The sequence below is a fragment of the Colwellia sp. MB3u-55 genome (assembly GCF_014076785.1).
Taxonomy (GTDB): Bacteria; Pseudomonadota; Gammaproteobacteria; order Enterobacterales; family Alteromonadaceae; genus Colwellia_A.
Genome location: NZ_JACGUS010000117.1, coordinates 26,762 through 52,853 on the forward strand (window position 1 = coordinate 26,762; position 26,092 = coordinate 52,853).

The window sequence follows — 26,092 nt, forward strand, 5'->3', positions numbered from 1 at the left end:
TTATATAAGGTTTGAATTCACTTTTTTAATGCAGCCTTGCACATCAACTTGTTCGCAGAGTTCAAAGTAGTCGCTTTCTAGCTGTGCAATACTTGTGTCTTCGGTTAAGGCTATTAAAATGGTCGCGCGCATTTGATTAGTGACAGGGTCAATTTCTGATTTTAACGATGATAAGTCAATATTGCGAGTGGCAAAAAATGCGGTCACCGCTTTTAATAAACCAGGTTGGTCGATACCGGCATAATCAACTTGATAATGATGGGTGAACTCTCTTTTTTTATAATCAGAGGTTCTTTTCATCATGGTGGTTAATTCAAGCTTGACTGCTACGCCAGGTAACTTATTTTCAATTTGATTAATCGCTTTCGCACTGCCACTTAATAACATAATCAAAGAAAACTCTAGGCCAAATATCGCCATTCTACTGTCAATAATATTACAGCCACATTTACTCGCTAGCTTAGTGAGCTCACTAACACTTCCTGTTCTGTCTGCACCCATTGCTGTGAGTACTAAATATTGAGACATAGTTAGCCTAAGTAGTTTAAAAAGTCGCTATTGTAACGTATTTAAAGCAGATAAAAACCGCTATTAAAGCGAGAATATATTTATTTGTTATTTTTCGAGTTGAATTCTTGTGTTTGTAAAAACAGCCAAGTACCATGGTGCCCATTAATTTGTCTGATAGTATACTTGTATATGCTGATCAATAAAATCTATAGATAATATTGGAACTTAATACAGATAATTTACTCAAAGAGCAGATTAAAGTTTTCGTTGTCTACATTTAATCTACATTTAATGGTTTCAAAGTTAACTTTTATGGTCAGTTCAATATAAGAACCAACTTTTAAAGATTCAGATTGTATCCTCAGGAGTGTTAATGAATCGTCGTATATTTTATTTTTCCTTGTTAAGTCTTGCAGTAACAGGTTGTGGCAGTGTTAATAACAAAAGCGCTATGGGCGATTTTGAATACGCCAAAGTCAAAGAAGCTAAACAAATAGGTGTTCCGACAGGTTTGAATAAGCCTGAAGTCAATGCAAAGTTTTTTATCTCAGACGCCATCAATAATAAAGGACCAATTGGCCAAGATGTTGATGTCAGAGCACCTTCATTGGTTCTTCCTGTCGCTTCATCTTCACGTGTTGTTGCAGGTACAATGAACGCTAAAATTTGGTTTGACCAAATATTAGAAGATACTGATTTAAAAGACTTTATCACTGAAGCGCTGCGTGAACAACTCGCGAGTGATGGTGTAGAGTTAACGGCTATCGGTAATGATAACAACGTATTTGAGTCGGCTTGGTACCATGAAGAAGACGTTTCTGGTTACTGGTTATTTAAAACGGTAGATAGCAGTGAGAGCATGCGCTTTACCTACCAGTTTGAAAGTAAACCTCATGGTCGAAGTGTCGCTTTAAGTGTTAAATTAATTGATTACATGCGCACCGACATGAAAGGCGCAAGTAAAACAATGGACATCATTGACAAACAACGCGCAGAAATGGCGATGCTTAATGAGGTTGTTGCTCAGGTTGATTTTAAATATCGATTGCAGCAACGTGAAAACCGTTTAATGCGAGCTAATCAAAAATTTGTCACTATTGGTGAAAATGCCCAAGCAGAGCCAGCATATATCGCTGAAATTGATATTGAAATGCTTTGGTCAAATATGCCATTGTTTTTTACAGATTATGGCTTTGAGATAACAGATCTTAATGAAAGTAAGAAAATATACTTTGTTGATTTTGTGAAGCCTGAAAATAGCTTATGGTCAGTTATATGGGGAGATGACGTTCCTGTTATTGATCTTGACCAAGCTAAGTACCAATTTGTACTTAACGATGAACAAGGTAAAACCTCGGTAACTATCTATGATGCTGATGGTAATCCTTTACCCGTTGAAGTACTAGAGCGTATTTTTCCAGTAATGGAAAGAGGCCTATCTTTTAGAGATGCTTTTTAAGGTGCTTTAATTGTGCTTTTTTAAAATAAAACGCCGCTAATTTTTTTAGCGGCGTTTTTTTACAAGTAAATTATCTACAGTGCATCTTAACATCTTAACGGTATTTGAAATTTTGTTGAAGTCAGCCTATTTTTATCAAGATTTACTCTTTTTTTAAACAGACTGCTTGGCTATTTCATCGATTTAAATGGCTAGTTCGTTTTTTTTCTTTTGACTCTATCGGTTCAGTTGATACGATAGTTGGCATTTTATGGGCTTTGTTATGACTGCGCGGCAGTGTTTCTTCTAAATCATTTAAGCCTTGCTTTCGTAAAGGTGTATTAGCATTTTGTTGAACAACACTAAAATTACCAATTATTAAGGCGAAAGCTGCAATAATAATAACGATGATTAACCAATTATCCATAGTGAATACTCCCAACATTTTGAATATATTGCTGATAAATAGTTGATAGGTTCTGAATAATCTCTTCTTTCCCCAAGATATCTGAGCTTAAAAGAACCGAATTAAGCAGGTTCTCAGTTAATAACCTTTCTCCATGTTGCGCTATTGGCCAATAAGATAAATGCCAAGGCTCTACAGCGACACCACCGCGAAATTTATCGTAAGGAAAGTAAAATCCAAAGCAACTAGCATGTTGAGTTAGCCATTGGTTTAATGGATAAAAAGGCCCCTCAACAGCAAACTCCCATGGCTCTAACTGTAGCTTTTCATCGTCAGCTAATAAATTTTTAGCATAGATATCGATGTCGCATCCCCAATGATGTCGACTTGCCCCAGGAAGTGCCGAAAAGTATAAAATACCCTGAACAATTTGTTGTTCTGTTATTTTATTAATATCTAGGGTTGCCCCTTGCATATCTTTAATCGCGAGCTGACCTGAAAACTTTCGGTTCCAAATAGTTAATTGTCGAGTAAAGTCTCTATAACCACTGGCGATTTTCAGTTCAAAGCCGGCCAACTTTGCTTCATCAGACATAGCTTGCCATGCAGTTAACGCTTGGCGATGAATTCCTGTCTGCTCATCTAACCAAGTAATATGGCTATTGTCGTGGCCAGTTAATTGTCTGTTAGTTAATATTTCAGTCATTAAAGTTAAGCTGTGGTTGTTGGGTCAGTGAGTGCATTAACCAGTGTATGATAATAAATATCAGTAAGTAAAATTAAATCATTACAGCTAACACTCTCGTTGACTTGATGAATAGTGGCATTGCACGGTCCAAGTTCAATCACTTGTGCACCCGTAGGGGCAATAAAACGGCCATCTGAAGTGCCACCAGATGTTGATAATTCAGCATCAATATTGGTGACTGTCTTTATAGCTTTTACCGCAGAGTCAAGCAAAGTGCCAGGTTCAGTAATAAAGGGCTTACCATTAAATGTCCATTTAATTTCATAGGTTAATTGATGTTTAATAAGGACAGCATCAATTTTATCGATGATATTTTGAAAATTTAATTCAGTACTAAAACGTAAATTAAACCATGCGGTTAAATGGCCAGGTACAACATTAGTTGCGCCAGTACCCGACTCGATGTTTGATAACTGAAAACTCGTTTTAGGAAAATAAGCATTACCGTTATCCCAGTGCATTTGACTAAGTTCGACTAAAGCAGGCATAGCTAAATGGATAGGGTTTTTTACATGATCAGGGTAAGCAACATGGCCTTGTTTACCGTGAATGATTAGTTCACCAGAGATAGAGCCGCGGCGACCATTTTTAACGATATCACCGACCCTATCAGAGCTGGTTGGCTCACCAACAATACAATAGTTAATTTTCTCATGACGAGCTTCAAGGGTATCGATAACACGCGTGGTGCCATTGATAAAAGGCCCTTCTTCATCACTGGTAATAAGGTAAGCTATTGAGCCCTTATGGTCGGGATGATCATTTACAAAGCGTTCTGTAGCAATTAGCATTGCGGCTAAGCTGCCTTTCATATCTGCAGCACCACGCCCGTATAACATGCCACCAATAATGGTTGGCTCAAAAGGGGGAGTATGCCAAAGCGCTACGTTACCTGCGGGAACAACATCAGTATGACCGGCAAAGCAAAATACTGGCTCAGTCGTGCCGCGTCTTGACCATAGATTGGTCGTATCTTCGAAAACCATGGTTTCATTGTTAAATCCCAAAACGCCTAGACGCTCTGACATCATTTTTTGACAACCAAAATCTTCAGGGGTTACTGACGGGCGGGCAATTAGATCTTTCGTTAACATGATAACGTCATGTTCTGTCTTTAACTTACTCATGATAAAAATAGTGCTTGATATACTGGCTCTTTAAAACCCACTTCAAAGGCGTTGTTGTGAGCGATTAAAGGTCTTTTGAGTAAGGTCGGTTGAGCCAAAACTGCTTGGAAAATAACATCATCAGTTAAATTTCCCTTAATCGCTTCGGGTAGGTTTCTAAAAGTGGTACTACGTTTATTGAGTAAAACTTCCCAAGAGCTGTTGCTGACAAATTCATTGAGTAACTCAGGCGTTAATGGTTGTTTCTTAAAATCAAAAAAAGTGTACTCAATATCTTGCTTATCAAGCCATTTTGTCGCTTTTTTAACGGTGTCGCAATTATTTATGCCGTAAATAGTGGTCATGAAAATCCCTTAAACTAAATTATTTGGTAATCATTAGATATCAATGCAGTGGTTGCTAGAGATACATTATTTGATTTTACTAAAATATAATCAGTATCAAAAGTAGATATAGCAAAAATACTGATTTTTTCATTGGCTAAAATTGTTGATATTTTTGATAAAATACCCGTTAGCGTAAAATCCAATGGGCCGACAACTTCAAGTGCTTGCCAGTCTTTTTCAACTTCATCACTAACAATGTTGATACTTTGAGGTAATACAATGGATGTTTCTTCATAGGTTTTTGCAATAAAAAAGATTGGTGTATCAAACACAGCTTTTGGTATTTCGATATCGCTGGCTAAACTATGAATAGCAAACGTTTCTTCAAGTAATTTGAGGGTAAGAGTGCTCATTGAACGTGACCATTAGGAAAAAGGTCACTATAGCGTTTACTGGCTAATTGTTAAAGCAAGGATAGTTATCTTAACCAGATTAAGTATCGTCAATGCTTTTCTTTAGCAGTAAACAGCAGATATTAATAAGATAACGCAAGTTTACTTGATCTTGTCTCGCGACTCCCCTCTCGTTTGTTGATAGATAAATAATATGATGTTTATTTAGATTTTATTGTATTTTATGGCAATAATAACTTGTTATTTATAAAAACAGCATCAAACGTGGAAAAGTTAATGTATTCTTGCTGGTTAACCTGTTAAATCATCATTAATAGTTATTAATAATATCCACAAAAGCTGTGGGTATCATTGTGGGTAACTATTGCTTTAATGGTTATCTTTATGTTTTTAAAGGTTAATTTTAGCTGGTTATTTTTTGTCTAGTGGCTAAAAATTGATTGAATTATAAATAGTTATTAAAATAGTCAACTGTATATAAAAGCAGTCTCAAGCCAGTAAAAATATAAGCTAAAAGGTTAATAAACTAACCTTTTAGCTGAGTAAACTATACTTTTGCTTGAATGGCTGTTAAGGCAATTGTATAGACAATATCATCGACTAAAGCACCACGAGAAAGGTCGTTAACCGGTTTTCGCATGCCTTGTAACATTGGCCCAATACTGACTAAGTGTGCAGAACGTTGTACCGCTTTGTAGGTGGTATTACCGGTATTTAAATCAGGAAAGATGAATACATTGGCTTTACCCGCAACAGGGCTGTTAGGCGCTTTTTTCTTGGCAACATTTTCCATAATGGCGGCATCATATTGCAGTGGTCCATCAATGATCAAATCAGGTCGTTTCGCTTGCGCGAGTTTGGTTGCTTTTGCTACTTTTTCTACATCGGCACCAACCCCTGAACTGCCCGTGCTGTAACTTATCATGGCTACCTTAGGGTCAATGCCAAACTTTATTGCTGAGTCTGCTGATTGTATCGCTATCTCAGAGAGTTGTTCTGCAGTCGGCTCAGGGTTTATTGCACAATCACCATATACTAGGACTTGCTCAGGTAATAACATAAAGAAAACAGATGAAACTAATGAACTTCCTTTAGCCGTTTTAATTAATTGCAGGGCAGGGCGTATCGTATTTGCAGTGGTATTAATAGCTCCAGAGACTAAACCGTCTACTTCACTGAGTTGCAACATCATTGTTGCTAAGACCACGTTGTCTTGTAGTTCTTGTTTTGCAACCACTTCGGTTAATCCTTTATGTTTTCTCAACTCAACTAAAGGAGCAATGAAGCGGTCTCGAATTAAGTTGGGGTCAGTAATTAATAATCCTTCTGGTAATTGAATACCCTGTTGTTCTGCAATCAATAAAATACTTTCTTTATCACCCAATAACTGACAACGAGCAATGCCACGTTCAACACATATTGCAGCAGCCTTAATGGTTCTGATATCTGTGCCTTCTGGCAAAACAATGAGTTTATTTGCACTGCGGGCAAGTTCCGTGAGTTTATGCCTGAATGCAGGTGGAGACATTTGGCTACTTTGTGCAACATTTTCGGACAGTTGCTGTAACCAATTCACAGACAAATTATCAGCAATATATTCCTTTACTTTTTCATGACGTTGAATATCATCTGCAGGAGTTTCTGGGTTGTAGTTCATTAAATGACGAGACGTCTGCCAAGTATCCCAAGGCACAGAAAGCACGGGTAGGCCGGCCTCTAAAGCTTGTTGACAAAGTGTCATTACTTGTTTGTTAGGTTTATAGCCGTTAGTCAACAATAATGCCCCCACTTTTGTACCATTTAAAGCTGATAGACAAGTGGCGATAATAATGTCGGTTCTGTCCCCAGGAGTAACAATTAATCGACTTGGTTGTAGATGGCTCATTAAATTGCCGACGCTGCGTGCACAAAAACTAATACTACGGATACGGCGATGCGACATATCACCGGTATTTAACACTTCAGCATTGAGGTAATTACAAATATCCATGACCCGTGGTGCGATTAAGTCCATTTCCCATAAGGCAGTACCTAACAAGTCAAAATGACGATTTTTAAATATCGATAAATTAATCAGCGTAGCGAGGTCGAACTCACTATTAAAATCACTTTCACGAGGCAGTAATCCATACTCATCTTTGTCGGGACTATTAATGTTGTTAATAATACAACCAATAAGGCGTTTGTTTTTTATTCCGCCAAACGTTTCCGCACTAACTTCTAAACGATCCTCAAACTCTTCAGCGCTATCGTTATCGGGGGCTGCCACCAAAACAATATCTGCTGACAGTGCTTGAGCAACATCTCGGTTGATCCTTCCCGCGTAAGGTTGGCGTGTTGTTGGTATTAGTCCTTCAATAATTATTACATCATATTGTTTTTCAAAGTGATTGAAATCTCCAACAATTTTTTCTAAAACAATATTATGCTTACCATCGCCCATTTGTTGTTCTACATAAGCTAATGATACAGAAGTCCCTAAGTTTGGTGTATTGAGCTTACTTTGAACGGTATTATCTTTGTGGGCCAATAAACGATGAGAGGGTTGACTTATTGGTTTAAAGTGGCCAACATTTATACCTTTTTGCTGACACGCATGAAGTAAGCCTTGCACAACACTGCTAAGTCCAACGCCAAAACCTACTGGGATCAACATGATTCTATGTGACATGACTTTATTCCTTAGTTGAGCTGTTATTATATAAAAGTTGTGAGGTTTGCTCGGCAATAACCCACTCTTCATTTGTTGGAATAACTAAAATAGGACGAGAGTTTTCTGTATTGATATTACCCGCCTTGCCAAAGCAGCAAGCTTGATTCTTATCGCTTGCAACAAAGAAATTAAGTAGGCTCAATTGATCAATAATATTGGCTCTAATTAGCGTCGAATTTTCGCCAATACCGCCGGTAAATATTAAGGCATCGATTGATGTTAAGCTGGCAGTAAAAGAAGCAATTGACTTTGCAACACGGTAGCAAAATATATCTAATGCTAACTTTGCTCGTGGATTTTTATCCTTTAACCAAGCTTCTTCTATTTCACGACAATCGTTGCTTAACCCCGAAACGCCCAGAAGGCCGCTTTCTTTATGTAACAAATGGCTCACTTGCGCTGTGGTATAACCGAGTTGATTGATTAGGTGAAAAATAATACCCGCATCAACATCGCCGCTACGTGTACCCATCATCAGACCTTCCAGCGGTGTTAAACCTAAGCTAGTATCGACACTCTTACCATTTTTAATCGCTGTAACACTGCAACCATTGCCTAAGTGAGCACTGATAAAATTACTTTCATTAATACTTTTATCGAGGGCTTTAGCCGCTTGTTGTGCAACAAAATAATGGCTTGTACCATGAAAACCATAGCGTCGAATACCATGCTCTTGATAGAGAGCGTAGGGAATACCATAAATATAAGCTTTTTCTGGCATCGTTTGGTGAAAAGCTGTGTCAAAAACGGCAACTTGCGGCACATCAGTAAAAACAGCTTCCGCGGCGTTAATACCCATCAAATTTGCTGGGTTGTGTAATGGGGCAAGCTGAGACAAGTTACTGATGGTGTTTTTTACTTCATCAGTAATTAACGTTGGCATACAATAGTGTTCACCACCATGGACAACGCGGTGGCCTATGGCACATATTTGTAAATTTAATTGTTGTGAAACTAAGCTGTCAACTAAAGCCATTATCGCTGTTCGATGATCAAATGGATGAGGTATAGCCGTGTGCTTTTTTTGTCCCTTAACGTTAATCTTGATGCTCGCTTGTTCGGATAATAAGCGCTCAGCTAGTCCTGATAGTAATGTTTCGCCGTTTTCTGGTTTAATTAAAGAAAATTTTAAGGATGAACTACCGCAATTTAACACTAAAATTAGATTTTTTTTCATGGTTTTATTTAATGCTCATTTATTAGGTGGTTAATTTTTTATTACAATACGTTAATTGAAATGATTATAGACCAAATATAGCGTTAAAATATTAATATGAACTAAGGAAGTTAACTTTAGGTAGACTTCATTAAAACTAGTTACAACTTTGTGCTATCTTTTAAATAACAGTTGTTATAATGTATTGTCTATGAGTATGAGTATGAGTATGAGTGTAGTAGAACTAATTAAGCTAGGTCGAGAGTATATGCGACTTTGGCCGCAGCGAGCAGAGTTAGGCAATTATTTTGCCGAGTATCAAGCTGTTCAAATTTGTCGTTTGGCTTTTCGCTATTTACCGGGTATTGCGTTGTTTTCTTTTATTATGCAACTTTACCTAGGATCGATGACATTATTACCACAGGCGTTAGTTTATAGCTTATTTATTTTAAGTATTCCACTACAAGCACTGTTAATGCTTGGCGTCAAAGCCGATAAATTTTTGCCGCTGGCACTCGCCTCGTGGTACAAAGAAAGTGTTGCTAGAGTCAATGAGGCGGGTGGTTCCATAAAGTTATCACTGCACAAACCACGTTTTATTGATTTAGCTAAACTGCTTAACATCAGTCATCAGTCACAAAATTCTAAATTTTAAACGTTTAACGGTTGAGTTAAACGTTAATTGACCGTATTTTTATAAAGACGTATCAAAAAATCAGCTTGGCAAGTGAAATTATTTCTTGTTTTTAAATCGTTAAGTAAGGCTTCAGTCGTTTTAAAGGCAAAAGGGGTCATTGCTAATAAGTTAATAATATCTTCACCTTCAGCAAATTTCATTTCATAGTTCACTTCTTTTTGTGCAATCAATGTTAAATTTTCAATAGGACTTTTAGTCATATCATGTTGTTGCGCTGTTCGGTATATTAATGCTTTTAGTTCTATTAAATGATTTTTTGCTGGCGTTACTGTGACTAAATAGCCATTAATAGCTAATACCCGAGTGAATTCTTCTTCAAGAATTGGTGCGTAAATAGAGTTGATCCAAGAAAAGTAGTTTTCACTAAAAGGCAACTGTGACAAGGTGGCAACGCTAAATTGACAATCTTTATATTTTTTAGCGGCATTTTTAACCGCATTTTTTGCAATGTCAATACCATAAACACGGTTGGTAGGCCTTACATACTGTTGAGTATAAAAACCTTCACCACAGCCAGCATCAAATACCGGCTTTGTTATATCACCATATTGTTGATATAGAGATTGTAATTCATCAGCGAGCGGCTGATAAAAGCCTTTATCTAGAAACTGACGACGTGCGTTAACCATGGATTTATTATCACCGGGGTCTTTTGAATGTTTATGTTGAACGGGCAATAAGTTTACATAACCTTCTTTTGCTTCATCAAAGCTATGATTGTTCTGACAACGATAGCTTTTGTCAGTTAACACTAATGATTTTTTACAAATGGGGCAAACGTATTGAGCAAGGAGCATAGTATTTACTCAACAGCTACTTAAAAGTAGACCAAATCGGCGCGTGATCTGAAGGTTTTTCAATAGCACGTAGTTCGTAATCAATATCGGCTTCGATACATGTTGCCGCCATCTTGTGCGTTGCCAAAACGACATCTATGCGTAAACCACGATTATCAACAAAACCTTTAGAACGATAGTCAAACCAAGAATAACGTTCCGCTTTTGTTGGATGCAATTCTCTAAACGTATCTTTAAATCCCCAAGCCATTAAAGTTGCAAGCCATTCTCTTTCTTCGGGTTGAAAGCTACACTTGCCGGTCTTTAACCAACGCTTTTGGTTAGGCTCACCAATACCAATATCTAAATCAGCGGGTGAAATATTAATATCTCCGATAATGACAACATGCTCATTTGGGGTATGGTTGTCATTTAAATAGGTCATTAAGTCTTTATAAAATTGACGCTTATAGGGATATTTTGTTTCATGCGCGATGTTATCGCCTTGCGGGAAATAACCGTTTAATACCGTTACTTTTTCACCTTGTTCATTGGTGGTTTCAATCATCACCATACGTTTTTGAGACTCTTCAGTATCGCTAGCAAAGCCCATTTTAACAATGTTGGCTGCTTTTTTACATAACATAGCCACACCATAATGTGCTTTTTGACCATGAAAATAAACGTGATAACCCATAGCTTCAACAGCTTCAACGGGAAAAGCATCATTATGAACTTTGATTTCTTGTAAGCCAATAATATCAGGCTGGTGCTTATCAATGATGGCTTGAAGTTGGTGTAAACGCGCACGAAGGCCGTTAATGTTAAAGCTAATGATTTTCATAAAAGACTCGATATTGATTTTTTCCACATGCTACCAGAAGTTATCAGAGAAGGTTATTATTAATTGCTCGTGAAGTGAATTAGGTACTTATTAACTTCAACTTTTTAATAGACAGGTAAATGTGTAAATAAATAAAAATTAAACTCAACTAAATTAAAGGATTGCCGATATAAGCTTTAGAGAAAATAATAAAGTTGAAGTACATTGCTTACAAAGTCAGTTGACAGTCAAATTCTGGTACACGAATTACAATTAGGTGAACAACTTAATGTAAGTGTGCACAGTGCTCGACGAGCTGACTTTTCACTCTTATTGGCAATGTTAAGTGATGACGTACCTAGCCATAGTCAATTTTCTTTGCCAAAAACTGTCGTTGATACTAAAACGATTAATGATGCAAGCTTACGTAAAACGTTTGACCTTCCTGATAAAGCACCTTTATCGCTAAATGAAAATCACAGCACGGCAATATTTGATCAAGCAGAACTTATTCAGCAGAATAACCTAGCAGAATTACGTTTATCAAATGCTTTGTTGCCTAAACCGCTTGCTTTTCGAGATGATAAAAAGCATATCAGACAAGATGTATTAAATAATACCTCGCTGTATTGCCAGAAAAAATTTAATCAACAAAAGAATAATACGCCGCAAGAAATCGACAGTTCAAGGTTAGCATTTGATACTAAAGGTTGGCTTAATGCCGTGCATAATACTATCGTTAAAGCGCCATTACTTGATGCTATAGCATAAGGTTATTGCATTAGCGTGCTAATAAAATCGTTCGTGTTGAGGTTATTTATGACTAACTTTTTCAGTTTACTGGCCTGAGCATTTTTGAACTTGATTATTAATTGTTGAGTTAACTGGCTGCAGCATTGTCTACATTTTTTATTACTATGACAAAAGCATCGCCGGTTTCTTGTGCAGGAGATATGATTGTTAATTGTCGAATCTAACAAACACAGCATTGCCTAAATTTTTTATTGCTATGACAAAAGCATCGATGGTTTCTTTTGGGAAAAGCTTGATTGTTAATTGTTGAATTTACCGGCCACAACATTGTTTAAATTTTTTATCACTATCGCAAAAGCAAGCTTGGTTTCTTTTTGGCGCTATCAGCGCTTCATTGTTACTGACTTCTCCATCTAAATATCGCCATTGACCCTTTTCCACAACAAAGCGTGATGTTTCCTTCACCAGAAAATACTCACCTTGATATTGGTAGTAAGCCGAAAAGCAAACCGTCGGTAAGTGTTGCCCTTTATTGTCAGCGTTTACAGCATTTTGATCATTAAGCTCGGTATAATCACTGGCAGCATTAATGGTTAGTTTTAACCATTTGGTTTCTTTGGCCCATGCTGATATATCAGCGATTGATTGTAATGCTCTGCTAGCTTGAGCATAAGTCTGATAAATATAATCAGCTGCTTCTGTTGCATAGGCGCTATAGCGAGAGCGCATCAATTGCTCTGGTGATTGTGCACAGGTCTCTTGATTTATTAATAAGCAGCAGCATTGCTGAAAACTAATATTTGAACCACATGGGCATTGCATAAAGTCGACATTATTTTAGAAAAGTAATTGATCTATTTTAGCAGAGCAAAATTTTATTTTCTGTTTTAATAACGGCAAAATCGCTTCAAACTCAATTAATGTAACAATAAAGAAGAATCCGAAAGAGTGACGTAACTTTTTAGTCGTTGCTGGTTTAAACGCTTTTGAGTTTGCTTGGTTAAAATAATGCATTGAGTTTGTCCTTTTTCTGCGAATTGAGTGAGTTGGCTTAATTGTGATTTATCTAAGGTGGCATTACACAAAATAACAGCCGAACAGTGACCTTTTTCTAAAGCATCTTTAATAGTATTTAGTGAGATGTTACGGTGATGAAGATTAACTTTTAAGATTTTTTTAGGGTCTATTTTTCCTTGAACAGACAATTGCTGAAGCGGCTTCTCTTCAGGGTTTATCATCAGGATCCATTTGTTATCTAAATCATGATTTTTGAAAATTTCAGTATACTGCTGAGATAGTTCAATGGTATTAGCAATACTTCTAACATCACACCAATTGTGTTTTGTGATAGCCATATTTGTAGTTTCTAATGCTAAGGTGTTGGTATTAATGTGATTTATTGAGTTCATTTTTAAAGTCTCGATATACTGTATGTATGTACAGTATATCGTTTTTGGTGTTTATTCAAGCACTTTTTATAATTAATATTAATTGATCATACTGAAGGATCTAATGCGATAAACGTCAGTAAATGCACGAAAGTAGTACCAACAGTATTGAAGATACCCGCACTATTGATTGGCGCAATGCTGTGCTTGGGTATTTTAGTGACAGACAATTATTAACGCTTAAGCTTTCCTTAATAAAAGTTTGTTATTTTCATTAGCCAAATATTCAAGGTAAAGACCTCCCTATGAATAAACGCTATTAACCTTCATTATTTTATGGGGAATATTTCTGTAATAACCGACAATAGTGGTGAGATAAAACACCTTGAGTCGTTCACAACTACGCCATGGTTAGTCTTCTGTTCACTGTTGATAATTTTCGACCGTAAGGTATTAATAAGCTGGTTTAGAAAAGGCTAGATAATATAAAAACCATCAATAGTAATTTTAAATTGTTATAGGAAAAACATGAGTATATTGTTAGTTGAAGACGACATACCCTTGGCTTTGGGACTACAGCAGTCACTTCGTCATCAAGGCTTCGTTGTTAATCATGTTGATAATGGTAAGGCAGCAATTTTAGCATTGTCTGTGCCAGATCAAGACTTAGTTATTCTTGATTTGGGTTTACCTGATATTGATCGATTGGCAGTGCTTAAGCGAACTCGTGATCGTAAGCTCGGTATTCCAGTTATTATTTTAACTGCAAGAGATCCTCTTGAAGATAAAGTTAAAGGCTTAGATTTTGGTGCAGATGATTACCTGGTAAAGCCTTTTGAAATTAGCGAATTGTTAGCGCGCCTTCGCGTGATTGAACGGCGTTTAGGTACGGCAAAGCCGGCATTGATTATTTGCTCAGACGTGGCAATTGATACTACGGCGCATAAAATCCTTATTAAAGATGAAGAATTAAAATCGTCAAAAAAGAGTACATGGTATTAAAAGCATTGATGGAAAATGCCGGTCGAATCCAATCTCGAGAACAAATTGAATCGCGTTTATATGAATGGGGAGAAGAAGTCGCCAGTAATGCTGTTGAGGTACATATACACAACTTAAGAAAAAAATTGCCTGAACAATTTATAAAAACAGTCAGAGGCGTTGGTTATACGGTTAATAAAACCTAATGTCGATTTGTCGCTACTTAGCGCTTGTTTTACTATCAATCATCACTTTGATGACATTTTTTGCTGTTATACAGGGCTATAAAGCCAGTATGGAACAAGCAACTAATCTATTTGATGAGCAATTAGTTCTTGTCGGTAAAACCTTGTTAGCGACCTCTGCGACTATTTCTGATAAGAGTGCCGAAAATCGATTAAGTGCAGCAACAGTGGTCCCTTCTAACCATATTGCTTATCAAGTCTTTAGCAATAATACTTTATCACTACGCACAGATAATGCACCTGAACAGTTAATTACTGAGTTACCTGCAGGTTTTACTGACCTTAATTTTATTGGACAGCGTTGGCGAGTATATATAGAAACATCAACAAACGAACAGGCGCAAAGAAGTCAATTAACAGTGCTGGTTGCTCAACCGCTTGAACAAAGATTTTCACTGGCTGAACAAGTTATATTATCTGCTGTGACTCCTATTATTTTAGTTATCCCCTTTATTGCCTTATTTATTTTTATGGCGATTCGTTAAGGCTTAAAACCGTTAACTGTTTTGCGCCGAGAATTGTCAGAAAAGAAAATTAATGACTTATCAAAGCTTTCTAGTGAGACATCAACAAAAGAACTACAACCGGTTATTCAGACACTAAATCTGTTATTTGAACGCTTGTCGGCGGCTTTTTCAAGGGAACGTTATTTTGCTTCTGACGCCGCTCATGAATTAAGAACGCTATTAAGTGTGCTCAAAATTAATGTTCACAATTTACAAATAACCCAAAGTGAAAACCTTGACAGCACAGGGCAGGCTTCGTTAGTGCAATTAGGTCAAAGTGTTGACCGAATGGCTCATGTTGTCGATCAAATATTAACGTTAAATCATACTAATCCTGAACAACTCACCATAGCAGCGACTAAGCTTGAATTACAAGGATTGTTGCAACAAGTGATCAGCGACTTATACCCTGAAATATTGCAGCATTAGCATGATATTTTGTTAGAAAGTGAAGCCACAATTATTTATGCTAATGAATTTGCTTTATTGACCTTAGTGAAAAATTTAATTGGTAATGCCTGCAAATATACGCCTAAAGGAGGGCATGTTTTGGTTAAAACGCTGATTGATGAAGACAGTTTTACTCTGACTGTTGAAGATTCTGGTCCTGGTATTGACTCCAGCGAATACCAGCGAGTTTTCGATCGCTTTTATCGTGTAGGTGGAGATAGCCATCACTCTACTGTGGTAGGATGCGGCTTAGGCTTAGCGATTGTTCAGCATATTGTTAAATTGCATCATGCGAATATTATTTTAGAAAAATCGACGAAATTAGGTGGTCTTAGCGTGTCAGTTACGTTTCTACAAAAGACTCAAGCAGTTGACTTACATTTACATCAGTTTGAACAAGAATGGGAGGGTAATAGGTGAAGGCACCTGCTATTTTTATAAAAAAGACCAGTATCATCAGTCTCTTTATCTCTTTAATCTTTAGCCCAAGTGTCTGGGCTGAACGAGTTGAGTATGTCGTAGAATTGAAAGATCATTTGTTTTTTCCAGCGGTTATAAAAATCCCACCGAACAAAAAAGTTAAACTTGTTATTTATAATCGAGATTCAACCCCTGAAGAGTTTGACAGTTTTGACTTAAATCGAGAAAAAGTTATTTTCCCCCATAAAAGAGCCGTTATTTTTATTGGCCCATTACCCGAGGGGAAATATAACTTTTTTGGTGAGTTTAATCCTAATAGTGCCAAAGGGACCATTATCGTTACCCCTTTGCTTGAAAGTAAAAAAGCAATTAACGCTACTGTTCAAAACATAATAGGAGGTGCTTAATGTTAATTAATACCGTGCTTTTGTTTTTGAGTAACAGTTTAGTTATTTTTATGGTGTTAGCCTTGTTGTTATCGATTAAAAATAAGTTTCAACTCTGTGGTCTTACCCTTATAAGTGGTGCGCTATTGGGGATTTTTTTTATGTTATTGCTTTGGATTTATATCGATGTGATTAGCCAAATGTTTGATGATACCGGGCTTGAATGGTTCTATGCGAGTATACATATTCTTGTTTATATTCTGATTTTACATTTTATTCATCGTTCACATATCAGCGTTAGCACCGCCAATAACAGTCGTCAATCTTGGTATGCTGGCGTAATACTCGCGTTCGTTATTATGCTACAAGGTACTAACTTTCTCATTTACTTTATTGGATATTGGTCGCAAACCGATATGGTTAATTCACTTTTTATTGGCGTTGTATTAGGTACAGGAATTTGTATTAGTATCAGTATACTATTGTACTTTTTTTGCTTGTTTCTCAATGAACGTTTGTATGGTCGAAGCACAGAAGTTATTTTTATTTTATTTGCTTGTGGATTATTTAATAAAACCAGCGATTTATTACTAAAAATTGATTTTTTACCCAGTAGTCGTATGATTTTTGATGTTAATTTTATTATTAGAGAAAAGTCTGAATTAGGACATTTTTTGAAAGCTTTATTTGGTTACGATGCAAGCCCAACGCTATTACAAATTGGACTTTATCTTGGCGCTTTATTTATCGCACTTTATTGGTGTCAGTTTCCCCAAAAACCTTGGCGGATCCCTCACTTTAAGCAGGCTGTATCATGAAAAAAATATTTTATGTTTTAACGTTACCCTTGTACAATCTTTACAGCGTTCTTGCTTTTGCTGATGGGGTAGTGGTTGATAAAGTGTATCATCCGTACGTGTTACCCAATGAAAAAGAAGTTGAATGGCGGTTACTGTCTCACCAAACGGAAAAGACCAATGACTTAGCGCAGCGCTTTGCTTACGGGCAGTCTGTACTTGACCATCTGATGGTAGAATTTTATATCGTTGGCGAACGCGATAGCGATGGAAATTTTGGTTTATCTGCTTACGAAATAGAAACCCGTTGGATGCTAACGGAGCAAGGTCAGTATTGGGCGGATTGGGGCATGCTTTTTGAATTTGAAAAAGAACATAATAAAGACAGTTGGGAAGTGACTTCAGGCTTGTTGTTTGAGAAAGAAATAGGGCGGACCAGTTTAAGTATTAATGCATTTTTGATTTTCGAGTGGGGTAATGACATTAAAAATGAAATAGAAATGGAATTTCGCGCTCAGTATCGTTATCGCTGGCTACCACAATTTCAACCCGCAATTGAGTTATATTCAGGTGAAGATTATGTCGGTATTGGTCCAGCTTTCATGGGAATTCAACGCTTTGATCGACAAAAACAGTTGAAATGGGAACTCGCCTTTATCACTGGACTGAATGGCGAAAGCAAAGATCATATTTTGCGCGCGGCTATTGAGTTTGAATTTTAATGAACCGCATTTTACCACTAAATAGACGCCACGCAGCGACCTTCTTATGGCTATGTTGTTGTTGTTTTTTATTACTTTTTTCGCTAGGGCTAAGTTGGCAAGTCAATAAAAGTGTTAATTTTTTTTATAAGTTTTGGTACTCACCATTAAATATTGAACAAACGATAAAAACCTATGTACCACAGAATACACAAGGTAAACAGGACTTTGCCCAGACAAGCCGCGAGCAACATTTACAAAGCTTTAGCGAAATAGTTGATGAAATTCATAATAATGGCGAGGGTCTGGCAAGGTTAAGTTATTTCAATAACGATAACCAGCGTCGCGCTTTACTGACCAAACCTGAGGTCGTACATTTACAAGATGTCAGTGTTTTAATTAACCAATTACGTACAATATCAGTGATTAATGTCTTATTACTACTGATTACGATTGTTGGCGTATCCCGTTTTAAACAGCCAAAGCCAGCTAAAAAAGAGCGCTATCTGGCGATAATTATTCCCACTGTTTTATTTGTAGCTGTGTTTGCACTGTTTGGTTTTACCGATGTCTTTTACTATCTGCATACGGTGGTCTTTCCTGATAATCATCAATGGTTTTTTTATTATCAAGAGTCATTAATGAGTAGCTTAATGAAAGCACCTGACTTATTTGCTGCAATAGCATTGTCGCTCAGTGTTATCGCAGCGGGGATTTATATGTTAATTTATCGATTATTAATGACAAAAATCTTTAGCAGCTAATCGTGTTCGTCAGTGCGTTGACATCTTATATACGGAATAAATTATCATGAGCATTGAAGTGAATTGTTTGAAAGTCAGCAACTAAAAGTAAGTTTTGGCGAGCATAAAGTCATCAATTTTTAGACGATTACCGCGGGTGGTAAGGCGAGTTATATTTCAGCCAAGCAACTGTTTATATAACAGTGTACTGGGCTGAAATAGTAGTACTAGGGGTTAATTGATTCTAATTCTTTAATACGGCTTTGACTCACTAAAATATAACACTTCTTGTAGGCAGAAGCCGCACCCGTTCCCGGTGAAATAGCAAGGTACTGCCATCGACAGTCATTTTCTCTAAAGGTAATGAAATTACGTTGTGAGCGTTTAAACATATTTAATGCCGCTTTTCTACCGGTTACAGAGGCAAACTCTTCAAGGATGAACACTTGATTGTTTATCCATGTTTGTAACTCTCTATCTACCGCCTGTTTAACTATGTCTAGACAGCCTGATAAGCCTGAGGTTGTTTTTTGGGTCAGCTCACATTCATCAATAGACTTTTTTGCGTAGCTAACATTGGATAAAAAACAAAGGGCTAAGGCTAAACAGTAGAAAGAAATTTTGCTCATGATACTTTTCATTATATTTATAAGTTTATGGTTAATCATCGGATCATAGGTAAAGTAATAATAGCTTAACTTTATGCGGGTAGTACTTTTTTATAAGGTTTTACGGTCACTTTTTTATAAACACCCGCGTCAATATAAGGGTCTTTATCTGCCCATACTTGGGCTTGGGTTAAACTCTCAAATTCAGCAACGATAAGCGAACCAGTAAAGCCTGCATCACCAGGATTTTCATTATCGATTGCCGGACAAGGACCGGCAACTAATAATCGCCCTTGGTCTTGTAATTCTCGTAAACGTGCTAAATGTTGCTCACGTACTGACATTCTTAAAGCTAAACTATTTTCTACGTCTTCTGAATAAATAAGATAAAACATGTTGTTTCCATAAATTTTGAGGGTTATATAGGTTAAGTGATTACTCTTTTTCTTCAATTGCTCTGTCACTTTCTTCATCATCATCGGGTAAATGTTTTGATAATAATAAAATTGAGGCGATTGAAAAAACAAACATTAGTCCGGTTAAACCGAATACTTTAAAGTTTACCCAAGTGTCTTGGTCAAAATTAAAAGCGACGTATAAATTTAATATCGCGAAAAATGCGAAAAAGAGCGCCCAAGCTAAGTTTAACTTACGCCAAATATTCTCAGGTAAAGTTAATGACTCATCGAGGAAGTCTTTGATGATGTTTTTATTAAAAATTTTATCACTGACCATAAGTGCGATTGCAAAGAATAAATTGATGATGGTGACTTTCCATTTGAGAAAAGTATCATCATGTAAAAATATTGTCAGCCCACCAAACACCGCAATAAGGACAAAAAATATTAAGGTACGTTTAGGGATGGGTTCTTTTTTGTAAAGATAGTAAATTATTTGCGCGGCGCCAAGAATAATTAAAGCGCCAGTTGCCCAATATATATCAACAAATTTATAAACAATAAAAAAAACAACGAGGGGGAGATATTCAAACAGAGCGTGCATAGTATTAAATCTCCAACCAACCTTCGTTTATAAGTGAGTTAATTCTACTCAATGCTTAAGCATTAGCCAAACAATTATTTGGCTAATGTGAACTAATAACGTGAAATACAAGCGAAAACGTTACAAGTTATTAACTGAAAGGATTAACTTTTTTTAATTAAAATTAACTAGCCCTTCATTAGTCCAAATGGGTCATCGATAGAATATGATGGTTCAGTAAACCATTTTGCCCCATGCTCACTCATATAAAAATGATCTTCTAGGCGAACACCAAACTCGTCTGGCACCACTAACATCGGCTCATTAGAGAAACACATACCTACCGACAGGGGTGTTTTATCACTGCGAACTAGATAAGGCCATTCATGAATGTCTAAACCTATGCCGTGGCCGGTTCTGTGGGGACAACCCGGTGTTTGATAATCAGGTCCCATTGCTTGGCTGGCTAAATAATCACGAGCGGCAATATCAACATCACCACAAGGTACGCCAAGTATTGCTGCGTTAAATGCACTTGCTTGGGCATTTTTTTCAATCAGCCACATTTGACGCTGACGTGGGTTAGCTTCACCAAAAACATAGGTTCTGGTGATATCTGAATTGTATCCTTCTAACTGACAACCGCTATCAATAAGCACTATATCGTTAATGTCTAAAGTCTTTGGATTTTTTACGCCGTGTGGAAAAGATGAATCTTCACCAAAGAGCACAATACAAAAGTAAGATCCTGCAGCGGCGCCAACCTTTATGTGGGCTTGATTGATAAAGTCAGTAACTTCTTGCGTACTGATCCCCTGATATAATATTTTAGCGACGGCTTGATGTACTGCCATCGTCATATTTTTAGCCTGTTGGAGTAAAGCTATTTCAGCTGACGATTTCTCACTACGACAACCAGCTGTAATCGCTTTTGCATTGATCAGTTGGTAATTGTTTGGGCTACTGTCGGCACATTGTTTAATACCATCAGCAATGAAGAATGCGGTTGACTCGTCAAGCGCAATATTGCCTGAGCCAATACCCATGTTTTTTAAGGTTTCTATAAATAATTGATAAGGATTTTCATGTTCTTGCCAACCATTAACTTTACCTTTAATGGTCATATACTGACGTAAGGTATTGACCTCAAAGAAGGGGGTAATATATTGAATGTCGCCTTGCTGTGGGATTATTGCCCCAACCATACGTTCACTAGCATACCATTTTGTGCCCGTAAAATAATAGAGGTTAGTGCCAGCATCTAAGTAAGTTGCCTCAATATTATTATCTTTCATTAATTGCTGAGCTTTAGCGATACGTAACTCAAACTCATTTGAAGAAATAGGCTCAACATCGCCAGTCATATTGTTAAGTTTGGCTAGCTCTGTTTGTGCATCAGAGCCTCCTACACCTATAGTCATTTTTTGTGTCATCAGCGTCCCAAAAGTAATGTATATTATTTCGTTATTATGACATGAATTGTTTATTTTATACAATATACATTATTGGGAAGGGCAATTTTACCTATTATAAAAGCTAAGTTATCGCGTCATTAATATTTAAGGAATATTGGGTCTGCTGTTAGATTAAGTGCCTGCAAGTAAAGCTCAGGGTTATTGTCTTGAAAGAATTTTACCCGGGCAACCGCTTGTGGTAGATCTTGATTTGCCGCATGAATAAGCCAAGCAAGTCCAAGGCTATGATCTTCTTCTGTGCCTTCAGCTAAGAAAAAAGCACGGCCCATCGCGCCCATCGCTTTTACATGACCAAGCTTTGCTGCTTGTTCAAACAATTGAAACGCTTGCTCAACATCGCCAGACTGCCTTTTTAAGAGAGCGTTATCGAACAAGTCCTCACCTCTTTCGCTTAAGGGCGAAGTCGTTATGTCTGGCTCATTATTTAGATCATTTTGCCCTTGGTGTTTAAAGGGGCTATCAACAGCTTTGTTATGGTGAACTTCTAAGTATAAGTCTTCAATAAGCTCGCTGTTTTCATCTTCGTTGTCAGAAAATATATCTTTAATGTCTATGTCTTTTCTTTTTTCAGTTAACAAACAACTTATCACTGCATCATAGCGGCCATTGAGTTGCTCTATGGTTTGTTGCTGTTTACTGATTTGTTTTTTGTAATAGCTCACATCTTCACTTAATTGTTTGATATGAGCATTTTGTTGGTCAAGATGTTTTTGATGAGACTGCTTTAAGTTATTAATGTTTGATTGATTAGCGAGATCAATTCTTAATTGTTGGCTATGACTATATTTTTCAAACCGCTCTAATACACCTTGAACACTCTGCTCGTAGTTAGTTTTCATTTTTTCAAACCAACGAAATATTTGGCTGGGCACTTTTTGATTATCTTCTGGCATAGCTGTTCTCAAAACATATCCTTTTTTTAACCATAATAATTGTAAACAGGGAAAGCAATATATTCATTACGAAAGCTTACTTTATTTATCTGTATTTAAAAAATAAAGCAATTAATTTATGCTAAACACCTAAAAAATGGCGGGTTTCTATTAAAATAAACTTGCAGTTAATTTTTTATGGTTTATCTTTATTGCTAAGTATTAAATTTTTAGATGAATTTATAAGGGATTAAATGTTCATATTACCGGCTCTGTTAACCATTGCTCAAGTGGATGACTGTAAAAATCAACTACTCGATGAAATTGCTAAAAATGATGTTATAACTTTTGACGACAGCGCTGTTACCCATATAGATACCGTTGGTATACAACTATTATTAGCGGCGGTAACCTACATCGCGGCACAAAATAAAGTACTCAATTGGAATTCTACCTCCCGTGTTATTCAAGAAAGCGTTAAGCAATTAGGGCTTAATGAAGCTATTTTAAATCAATATCTAAATGCTTAGAATCAATTTTTTAGTGAAATATCATCTAAATATCATCTAAATATCATCTAAATATTATTAAGCTTTTGCTGTTTATATTTACTTTAAAAAGGAGATACCTATGACCAAGATTTTGGTTGTTGATGATTCTAACTCTATTCGCGATATGGTTAGTTTTACATTAAAAAGTGCCGGTTATGAAACCGTTGAAGCAAGAGACGGACAAGAAGGTTTGACTAAAGCTCAGGGTGGGGCTTTTGACTTAGTGATCTCTGACGTAAATATGCCGATTATGAACGGTATTACTTTATGCGAAGAGTTACGTAAGTTACCCCCTTTTAAGTTTACTCCTATTTTAATGCTAACGACCGAAAGTTCTGGTGATATGAAAATGCGTGGCAAAGCAGCTGGTGCTACCGGATGGTTAGTTAAACCTTTTAACCCTGAAAAATTATTAGCAACCATTAAACGGGTTATTAGGTAGCTATTATGAGCGTAGATCTCACACAGTTTATTCCAAGCTTTTTAGAAGAAAGTTTTGAAGGTCTTGAATTAATGGAGTCGAGCTTGCTAAATTTAGAGCAAGGTGATGATGAAACAATTAATTCAATATTTCGTGCTGCCCATTCCATTAAAGGAGGAGCTGGCACTTTTGGCTTTAATCATGTCACAGAGTTCACCCACTTGGTTGAAACACTTCTTGATGAAATGCGAGATGGCAGGCGTAATATTGAACAAGATGACGTTGAACTACTATTAGAGTCTGTTGACTGTATGCGCTTGTTAATTCAAGCAATAAGAGATGAACGAGAGTGTGATAGTGAAAAAATAGCCGAAAACTCAACGCGCTTAGAGGAAACATTAGCCTCAAGTGGCAATGTGAATACTGAAGCACTTCTCATAAACGTTGATGACACCACAGACAACACCAATGATATAACAAGGTGGCAGATAAAATTTATACCAGAGCATCATTTAGTGCAAACGGGTAATGACCCTCTACTCCTCTTTAATGCCTTGGCTGATTTAGGAGAAATTTCTTTAGAGGCTGATGCTAAAGATCTACCAGCACTAAATGATATTGATGCCGAAGAGCTCTATTTAAGTTGGCAGTTAACATTGTGCTCAAATGCCAGTGAAGCGGATATAAAAGAAGTCTTTGAATGGGTTGAAGATGAATGTGAATTAATTATTACCAAAGAAGATCACCTCTTAGCTGTTGAAGTTGAAGAGGGGATTGAAGTCAATACTATTGATCAGTCAAGCCAAGATGAAGCAGCTAATATAACAACGCCAATTGAAGTAAGCTTTCCTGAACCTACGCCAAAAAACACCCCAGATAAACCAGCAGGTAAGTCTAAAAATGATCTCGGTTCTATTCGAGTCGGCGTTGATAAAGTTGACAGTTTAATTAACCTGGTTGGTGAATTAGTTATTACTCAATCTATGCTGTCTGAGTTAGGCAATGATTTTGACTTATCAAAAGTTGAGCGCCTAAATGCGGGGTTGGAGCAGTTACTGCAAAATACTAAAGAATTACAAGAAAGTGTTATGCGAATTCGCATGCTACCAATTAGTTTCGTTTTTAATCGTTTTCCAAGGTTAGTACATGATCTGTCTAAAAAAACAGGAAAAGAAATTGAGCTTATTCTTAAAGGTGAGCAAACAGAACTCGATAAAACTGTTATGGAACAAATTGGCGATCCGCTGGTACATTTAGTGCGTAATGCCGTTGATCATGGTATTGAGTCTGCACAAGTTAGACTCGCTAATGGTAAGCCTGAAAAGGGTTCTATTGTGCTTGACGCCTATCATCAAGGTGGCAGTATTTGTATTGAAATTAGTGATGATGGTGGTGGCATTGACCGCCAAGCCGTTTTTAATAAGGCACTTGAAAAAGGCCTCGTTGACGAAAAAACCACTTTATCTGATAGCCAAGTTTTTGATTTACTTTTTGAACCTGGATTCTCTACAGCTAAAGAGGTCAGTGATATTTCTGGCCGTGGCGTCGGTATGGATGTGGTAAAAAAGAATATTCAATCATTAGGTGGAAGAATACAAGTCGAGTCTGAACAAGGAAAGGGGAGTACCTTTCGGGTAAACCTACCCCTTACCTTAGCAATACTTGATGGTCAGTTAGTTCGGGTGGGTAAGGAAGTTTATATTATTCCTTTAATTACTATTGTTGAATCTCTCCAGCCACAAAAAGAGCTTATTAATCGTGTTTCAGGTGACATGCTGCTTTATCGACTCAGGGAAGATAATGTACCGGTTATCCCTATTTATCAGTTATTTAATATTCCTTGTGAATTTGAACATATCGAAAGTTGTTTGTTGGTTGTGGTTGAAGCAGACGGACAAAAAATTGGTTTAATGGTAGATGATTTACTTGCCCAGCAGCAAGTCGTCATTAAGAGTTTAAATGATAATTATCAACAAGTTCAAGGTGTCTCAGGAGCCACCATTCTAGGTGATGGTTCTGTGGCTATGATTCTTGATGTACCTGGTATTATTGAAATGGCGTTAACAAAAGCACAAATAAATCAACAACACCAGTCAAGTGTTCAATCTCAAATTACCCAGTCAATATCGACAGGAGCGAACACTTAATGGATATTCAAATGTTAGCAGCAGAGGTACCCGTTGAAGGAGAGTATTCCTTAGAGGGCATCGATTTTATAACCAGTGGTGACCAGTACCTCACTTTTTTATTAGCCGATGAACAATACGCGGTTGATATTTTATGTGTTGAAGAAATACGTAGTTGGGAAAACCCAACCCGCATCCCTAATTCACCTTGTTATATTAAAGGGGTTATAAATATGCGCGGCATTATTGTACCGATAGTTGATCTACGAATGAAATTTAATATCGGTAGTGCTATTTATTGTGAAACAACGGTCGTGATTGTCTTAACTGTGGAAACCGAAGATAAAACCCGCACTATAGGTTTTGTGGTTGACGCCGTCTCAGATGTGCTCAATGTAGAAGCAAACGATATAAAACCTGCCCCAGCATTTGGTGGCTATGTACCGCAAAATTACTTACAAGGTTTAGTAAATGTTGGCGAAAATGTTGTCACTTTACTCAATGTTAACGTTTTACAAGAAATTGAAAAACATCAGTTAATATAAATAAAGGAAG

At 36.9% G+C, this 26,092-nt stretch carries 31 protein-coding genes and 1 pseudogene; 15 read left to right on the forward strand and 17 right to left on the reverse strand.

Annotation, left to right across the window (positions count from 1 at the left end; all coding sequences use genetic code 11):
- Positions 1-528, reverse strand: a complete 528-nt coding sequence (locus tag H4J66_RS13455) for a glycine cleavage system protein R (protein WP_182175539.1) — start codon at positions 526-528, stop codon at positions 1-3.
- Positions 529-883: 355 nt separating this feature from the next.
- Between H4J66_RS13455 and bamC the strand changes: the two genes are divergently transcribed.
- A complete protein-coding gene (bamC, locus tag H4J66_RS13460; protein ID WP_182175540.1) occupies positions 884-1,969 on the forward strand; it encodes an outer membrane protein assembly factor BamC in 1,086 nt (361 codons plus the stop codon).
- 175 nt (positions 1,970-2,144) lie between these two features.
- On the opposite strand, the gene H4J66_RS13465 is transcribed toward bamC, so the two are convergent.
- The 7 genes from H4J66_RS13465 to H4J66_RS13495 form a co-directional block, all read right to left on the reverse strand.
- Positions 2,145-2,375, reverse strand: coding sequence for a hypothetical protein (locus H4J66_RS13465; protein ID WP_182175541.1), 231 nt, complete (start codon positions 2,373-2,375; stop codon positions 2,145-2,147).
- Positions 2,368-3,060, reverse strand: a complete 693-nt coding sequence (locus H4J66_RS13470) for a M15 family metallopeptidase (protein ID WP_182175542.1) — start codon at positions 3,058-3,060, stop codon at positions 2,368-2,370. Before H4J66_RS13470 ends, H4J66_RS13465 begins: the two co-directional genes overlap by 8 nt.
- A gap of 5 nt (positions 3,061-3,065) precedes the next feature.
- On the reverse strand, positions 3,066-4,229 hold the full coding sequence (gene dapE, locus H4J66_RS13475) for a succinyl-diaminopimelate desuccinylase (RefSeq protein WP_182175543.1): 1,164 nt from the start codon (positions 4,227-4,229) through the stop codon (positions 3,066-3,068).
- Positions 4,226-4,573 carry a Spx/MgsR family RNA polymerase-binding regulatory protein gene (locus tag H4J66_RS13480; RefSeq protein ID WP_182175544.1) on the reverse strand — a complete coding sequence of 116 codons (348 nt, stop codon included), beginning with the start codon at positions 4,571-4,573 and terminating at the stop codon, positions 4,226-4,228. Before H4J66_RS13480 ends, dapE begins: the two co-directional genes overlap by 4 nt.
- 14 nt (positions 4,574-4,587) lie before the next feature.
- Complete coding sequence (locus H4J66_RS13485; RefSeq protein WP_182175545.1) at positions 4,588-4,968, reverse strand: ACT domain-containing protein; 381 nt, start codon at positions 4,966-4,968, stop codon at positions 4,588-4,590.
- Between the two features lie 547 nt (positions 4,969-5,515).
- Complete coding sequence (pta, locus tag H4J66_RS13490) at positions 5,516-7,639, reverse strand: phosphate acetyltransferase (RefSeq protein ID WP_182175546.1); 2,124 nt, start codon at positions 7,637-7,639, stop codon at positions 5,516-5,518.
- 4 nt (positions 7,640-7,643) lie between these two features.
- Positions 7,644-8,858: an acetate kinase gene (locus H4J66_RS13495; RefSeq protein ID WP_182175547.1), complete on the reverse strand. Its 1,215-nt coding sequence runs from the start codon at positions 8,856-8,858 to the stop codon at positions 7,644-7,646.
- A gap of 208 nt (positions 8,859-9,066) precedes the next feature.
- Here H4J66_RS13495 and yfbV point away from each other — a divergent pair, with 208 nt between their 5' ends.
- On the forward strand, positions 9,067-9,492 hold the full coding sequence (gene yfbV / locus H4J66_RS13500) for a terminus macrodomain insulation protein YfbV (RefSeq protein ID WP_259369125.1): 426 nt from the start codon (positions 9,067-9,069) through the stop codon (positions 9,490-9,492).
- 23 nt (positions 9,493-9,515) lie between these two features.
- On the opposite strand, the gene rlmA is transcribed toward yfbV, so the two are convergent.
- Positions 9,516-10,331, reverse strand: a complete 816-nt coding sequence (gene rlmA, locus H4J66_RS13505; RefSeq protein WP_182175549.1) for a 23S rRNA (guanine(745)-N(1))-methyltransferase — start codon at positions 10,329-10,331, stop codon at positions 9,516-9,518.
- A 16-nt stretch (positions 10,332-10,347) separates the two neighbouring features.
- Complete coding sequence (xthA, locus tag H4J66_RS13510) at positions 10,348-11,154, reverse strand: exodeoxyribonuclease III (RefSeq protein ID WP_182175550.1); 807 nt, start codon at positions 11,152-11,154, stop codon at positions 10,348-10,350.
- A 204-nt stretch (positions 11,155-11,358) separates the two neighbouring features.
- Here xthA and H4J66_RS13515 point away from each other — a divergent pair, with 204 nt between their 5' ends.
- Positions 11,359-11,904 (forward strand): VC2046/SO_2500 family protein, encoded by a 546-nt coding sequence (locus H4J66_RS13515; protein ID WP_182175551.1) that lies wholly within the window; start codon positions 11,359-11,361, stop codon positions 11,902-11,904.
- A gap of 294 nt (positions 11,905-12,198) precedes the next feature.
- Here H4J66_RS13515 and H4J66_RS13520 read toward each other — a convergent pair whose 3' ends face one another.
- Both H4J66_RS13520 and H4J66_RS13525 read right to left on the reverse strand, forming a co-directional pair.
- A complete protein-coding gene (locus H4J66_RS13520; protein WP_182175552.1) occupies positions 12,199-12,708 on the reverse strand; it encodes a YchJ family protein in 510 nt (169 codons plus the stop codon).
- Positions 12,709-12,803: 95 nt separating this feature from the next.
- Positions 12,804-13,295: a hypothetical protein gene (locus tag H4J66_RS13525; protein WP_182175553.1), complete on the reverse strand. Its 492-nt coding sequence runs from the start codon at positions 13,293-13,295 to the stop codon at positions 12,804-12,806.
- Between the two features lie 507 nt (positions 13,296-13,802).
- On the opposite strand from H4J66_RS13525, the pseudogene H4J66_RS13530 reads away from it, so the two are divergent.
- From H4J66_RS13530 to H4J66_RS13565, 8 genes and pseudogenes are all read left to right on the forward strand, one after another.
- Positions 13,803-14,461, forward strand: a pseudogene (locus H4J66_RS13530) (response regulator).
- A complete protein-coding gene (locus H4J66_RS13535) occupies positions 14,461-14,985 on the forward strand; it encodes a sensor histidine kinase N-terminal domain-containing protein (RefSeq protein ID WP_182175554.1) in 525 nt (174 codons plus the stop codon). The pseudogene H4J66_RS13530 and the gene H4J66_RS13535 overlap by 1 nt, the downstream one beginning before the upstream one ends.
- Before the next feature lie 33 nt (positions 14,986-15,018).
- Positions 15,019-15,435: a histidine kinase dimerization/phospho-acceptor domain-containing protein gene (locus H4J66_RS13540; protein ID WP_182175555.1), complete on the forward strand. Its 417-nt coding sequence runs from the start codon at positions 15,019-15,021 to the stop codon at positions 15,433-15,435.
- Between the two features lie 9 nt (positions 15,436-15,444).
- Positions 15,445-15,876 carry a cell wall metabolism sensor histidine kinase WalK gene (locus H4J66_RS13545; RefSeq protein WP_182175556.1) on the forward strand — a complete coding sequence of 144 codons (432 nt, stop codon included), beginning with the start codon at positions 15,445-15,447 and terminating at the stop codon, positions 15,874-15,876.
- Between the two features lie 32 nt (positions 15,877-15,908).
- Positions 15,909-16,283, forward strand: a complete 375-nt coding sequence (locus tag H4J66_RS13550) for a cupredoxin domain-containing protein (protein WP_182175639.1) — start codon at positions 15,909-15,911, stop codon at positions 16,281-16,283.
- Complete coding sequence (locus H4J66_RS13555) at positions 16,283-17,080, forward strand: hypothetical protein (protein WP_182175557.1); 798 nt, start codon at positions 16,283-16,285, stop codon at positions 17,078-17,080. Before H4J66_RS13550 ends, H4J66_RS13555 begins: the two co-directional genes overlap by 1 nt.
- Positions 17,077-17,781: a hypothetical protein gene (locus tag H4J66_RS13560; RefSeq protein ID WP_182175558.1), complete on the forward strand. Its 705-nt coding sequence runs from the start codon at positions 17,077-17,079 to the stop codon at positions 17,779-17,781. Before H4J66_RS13555 ends, H4J66_RS13560 begins: the two co-directional genes overlap by 4 nt.
- Positions 17,781-18,524 (forward strand): DUF1461 domain-containing protein, encoded by a 744-nt coding sequence (locus tag H4J66_RS13565; protein WP_182175559.1) that lies wholly within the window; start codon positions 17,781-17,783, stop codon positions 18,522-18,524. The genes H4J66_RS13560 and H4J66_RS13565 overlap by 1 nt, the downstream gene beginning before the upstream one ends.
- A 206-nt stretch (positions 18,525-18,730) precedes the next feature.
- Here H4J66_RS13565 and H4J66_RS13570 read toward each other — a convergent pair whose 3' ends face one another.
- From H4J66_RS13570 to H4J66_RS13590, 5 genes are all read right to left on the reverse strand, one after another.
- Positions 18,731-19,132: a lysozyme inhibitor LprI family protein gene (locus tag H4J66_RS13570; RefSeq protein WP_182175560.1), complete on the reverse strand. Its 402-nt coding sequence runs from the start codon at positions 19,130-19,132 to the stop codon at positions 18,731-18,733.
- A 71-nt stretch (positions 19,133-19,203) separates the two neighbouring features.
- Positions 19,204-19,506 carry a YciI family protein gene (locus H4J66_RS13575; RefSeq protein ID WP_182175561.1) on the reverse strand — a complete coding sequence of 101 codons (303 nt, stop codon included), beginning with the start codon at positions 19,504-19,506 and terminating at the stop codon, positions 19,204-19,206.
- 40 nt (positions 19,507-19,546) lie between these two features.
- Positions 19,547-20,113, reverse strand: coding sequence for a septation protein A (locus H4J66_RS13580; RefSeq protein WP_182175562.1), 567 nt, complete (start codon positions 20,111-20,113; stop codon positions 19,547-19,549).
- A gap of 167 nt (positions 20,114-20,280) precedes the next feature.
- Complete coding sequence (locus H4J66_RS13585; RefSeq protein ID WP_182175640.1) at positions 20,281-21,513, reverse strand: Xaa-Pro peptidase family protein; 1,233 nt, start codon at positions 21,511-21,513, stop codon at positions 20,281-20,283.
- A 131-nt stretch (positions 21,514-21,644) separates the two neighbouring features.
- Positions 21,645-22,472 (reverse strand): tetratricopeptide repeat protein, encoded by an 828-nt coding sequence (locus tag H4J66_RS13590; protein WP_182175563.1) that lies wholly within the window; start codon positions 22,470-22,472, stop codon positions 21,645-21,647.
- A 221-nt stretch (positions 22,473-22,693) separates the two neighbouring features.
- Here H4J66_RS13590 and H4J66_RS13595 point away from each other — a divergent pair, with 221 nt between their 5' ends.
- From H4J66_RS13595 to H4J66_RS13610, 4 genes are all read left to right on the forward strand, one after another.
- A complete protein-coding gene (locus tag H4J66_RS13595; protein ID WP_182175564.1) occupies positions 22,694-22,969 on the forward strand; it encodes a lipid asymmetry maintenance protein MlaB in 276 nt (91 codons plus the stop codon).
- A gap of 100 nt (positions 22,970-23,069) precedes the next feature.
- Positions 23,070-23,432, forward strand: a complete 363-nt coding sequence (locus H4J66_RS13600; protein ID WP_182175565.1) for a response regulator — start codon at positions 23,070-23,072, stop codon at positions 23,430-23,432.
- A gap of 5 nt (positions 23,433-23,437) precedes the next feature.
- Positions 23,438-25,558: a chemotaxis protein CheA gene (locus H4J66_RS13605; RefSeq protein WP_182175566.1), complete on the forward strand. Its 2,121-nt coding sequence runs from the start codon at positions 23,438-23,440 to the stop codon at positions 25,556-25,558.
- Positions 25,558-26,082, forward strand: coding sequence for a chemotaxis protein CheW (locus H4J66_RS13610; RefSeq protein WP_182175567.1), 525 nt, complete (start codon positions 25,558-25,560; stop codon positions 26,080-26,082). The genes H4J66_RS13605 and H4J66_RS13610 overlap by 1 nt, the downstream gene beginning before the upstream one ends.
- The last annotated feature ends 10 nt before the right edge of the window (positions 26,083-26,092 follow it).

Excerpts from the sequence above, each read along its gene's own strand:
- H4J66_RS13555 (WP_182175557.1), top strand. The coding sequence starts at position 16,283 with ATGTTAATTAATACCGTGCTTTTGTTTTTGAGTAACAGTTTAGTTATT.
- H4J66_RS13560 (WP_182175558.1), top strand. The coding sequence starts at position 17,077 with ATGAAAAAAATATTTTATGTTTTAACGTTACCCTTGTACAATCTTTAC.
- H4J66_RS13570 (WP_182175560.1), bottom strand. The coding sequence starts at position 19,132 with ATGAGCAAAATTTCTTTCTACTGTTTAGCCTTAGCCCTTTGTTTTTTA.
- H4J66_RS13575 (WP_182175561.1), bottom strand. The coding sequence starts at position 19,506 with ATGTTTTATCTTATTTATTCAGAAGACGTAGAAAATAGTTTAGCTTTA.
- dapE (WP_182175543.1), bottom strand. The coding sequence starts at position 4,229 with ATGAGTAAGTTAAAGACAGAACATGACGTTATCATGTTAACGAAAGAT.
- H4J66_RS13580 (WP_182175562.1), bottom strand. The coding sequence starts at position 20,113 with ATGCACGCTCTGTTTGAATATCTCCCCCTCGTTGTTTTTTTTATTGTT.
- H4J66_RS13495 (WP_182175547.1), bottom strand. The coding sequence starts at position 8,858 with ATGAAAAAAAATCTAATTTTAGTGTTAAATTGCGGTAGTTCATCCTTA.
- H4J66_RS13480 (WP_182175544.1), bottom strand. The coding sequence starts at position 4,573 with ATGACCACTATTTACGGCATAAATAATTGCGACACCGTTAAAAAAGCG.
- H4J66_RS13465 (WP_182175541.1), bottom strand. The coding sequence starts at position 2,375 with ATGGATAATTGGTTAATCATCGTTATTATTATTGCAGCTTTCGCCTTA.
- rlmA (WP_182175549.1), bottom strand. The coding sequence starts at position 10,331 with ATGCTCCTTGCTCAATACGTTTGCCCCATTTGTAAAAAATCATTAGTG.
- H4J66_RS13455 (WP_182175539.1), bottom strand. The coding sequence starts at position 528 with ATGTCTCAATATTTAGTACTCACAGCAATGGGTGCAGACAGAACAGGA.
- H4J66_RS13470 (WP_182175542.1), bottom strand. The coding sequence starts at position 3,060 with ATGACTGAAATATTAACTAACAGACAATTAACTGGCCACGACAATAGC.
- H4J66_RS13605 (WP_182175566.1), top strand. The coding sequence starts at position 23,438 with ATGAGCGTAGATCTCACACAGTTTATTCCAAGCTTTTTAGAAGAAAGT.
- H4J66_RS13600 (WP_182175565.1), top strand. The coding sequence starts at position 23,070 with ATGACCAAGATTTTGGTTGTTGATGATTCTAACTCTATTCGCGATATG.
- H4J66_RS13585 (WP_182175640.1), bottom strand. The coding sequence starts at position 21,513 with ATGACTATAGGTGTAGGAGGCTCTGATGCACAAACAGAGCTAGCCAAA.
- pta (WP_182175546.1), bottom strand. The coding sequence starts at position 7,639 with ATGTCACATAGAATCATGTTGATCCCAGTAGGTTTTGGCGTTGGACTT.
- bamC (WP_182175540.1), top strand. The coding sequence starts at position 884 with ATGAATCGTCGTATATTTTATTTTTCCTTGTTAAGTCTTGCAGTAACA.
- H4J66_RS13535 (WP_182175554.1), top strand. The coding sequence starts at position 14,461 with ATGTCGATTTGTCGCTACTTAGCGCTTGTTTTACTATCAATCATCACT.
- yfbV (WP_259369125.1), top strand. The coding sequence starts at position 9,067 with ATGAGTGTAGTAGAACTAATTAAGCTAGGTCGAGAGTATATGCGACTT.
- H4J66_RS13525 (WP_182175553.1), bottom strand. The coding sequence starts at position 13,295 with ATGAACTCAATAAATCACATTAATACCAACACCTTAGCATTAGAAACT.
- H4J66_RS13610 (WP_182175567.1), top strand. The coding sequence starts at position 25,558 with ATGGATATTCAAATGTTAGCAGCAGAGGTACCCGTTGAAGGAGAGTAT.
- H4J66_RS13520 (WP_182175552.1), bottom strand. The coding sequence starts at position 12,708 with ATGCAATGCCCATGTGGTTCAAATATTAGTTTTCAGCAATGCTGCTGC.
- xthA (WP_182175550.1), bottom strand. The coding sequence starts at position 11,154 with ATGAAAATCATTAGCTTTAACATTAACGGCCTTCGTGCGCGTTTACAC.
- H4J66_RS13485 (WP_182175545.1), bottom strand. The coding sequence starts at position 4,968 with ATGAGCACTCTTACCCTCAAATTACTTGAAGAAACGTTTGCTATTCAT.
- H4J66_RS13565 (WP_182175559.1), top strand. The coding sequence starts at position 17,781 with ATGAACCGCATTTTACCACTAAATAGACGCCACGCAGCGACCTTCTTA.
- H4J66_RS13595 (WP_182175564.1), top strand. The coding sequence starts at position 22,694 with ATGTTCATATTACCGGCTCTGTTAACCATTGCTCAAGTGGATGACTGT.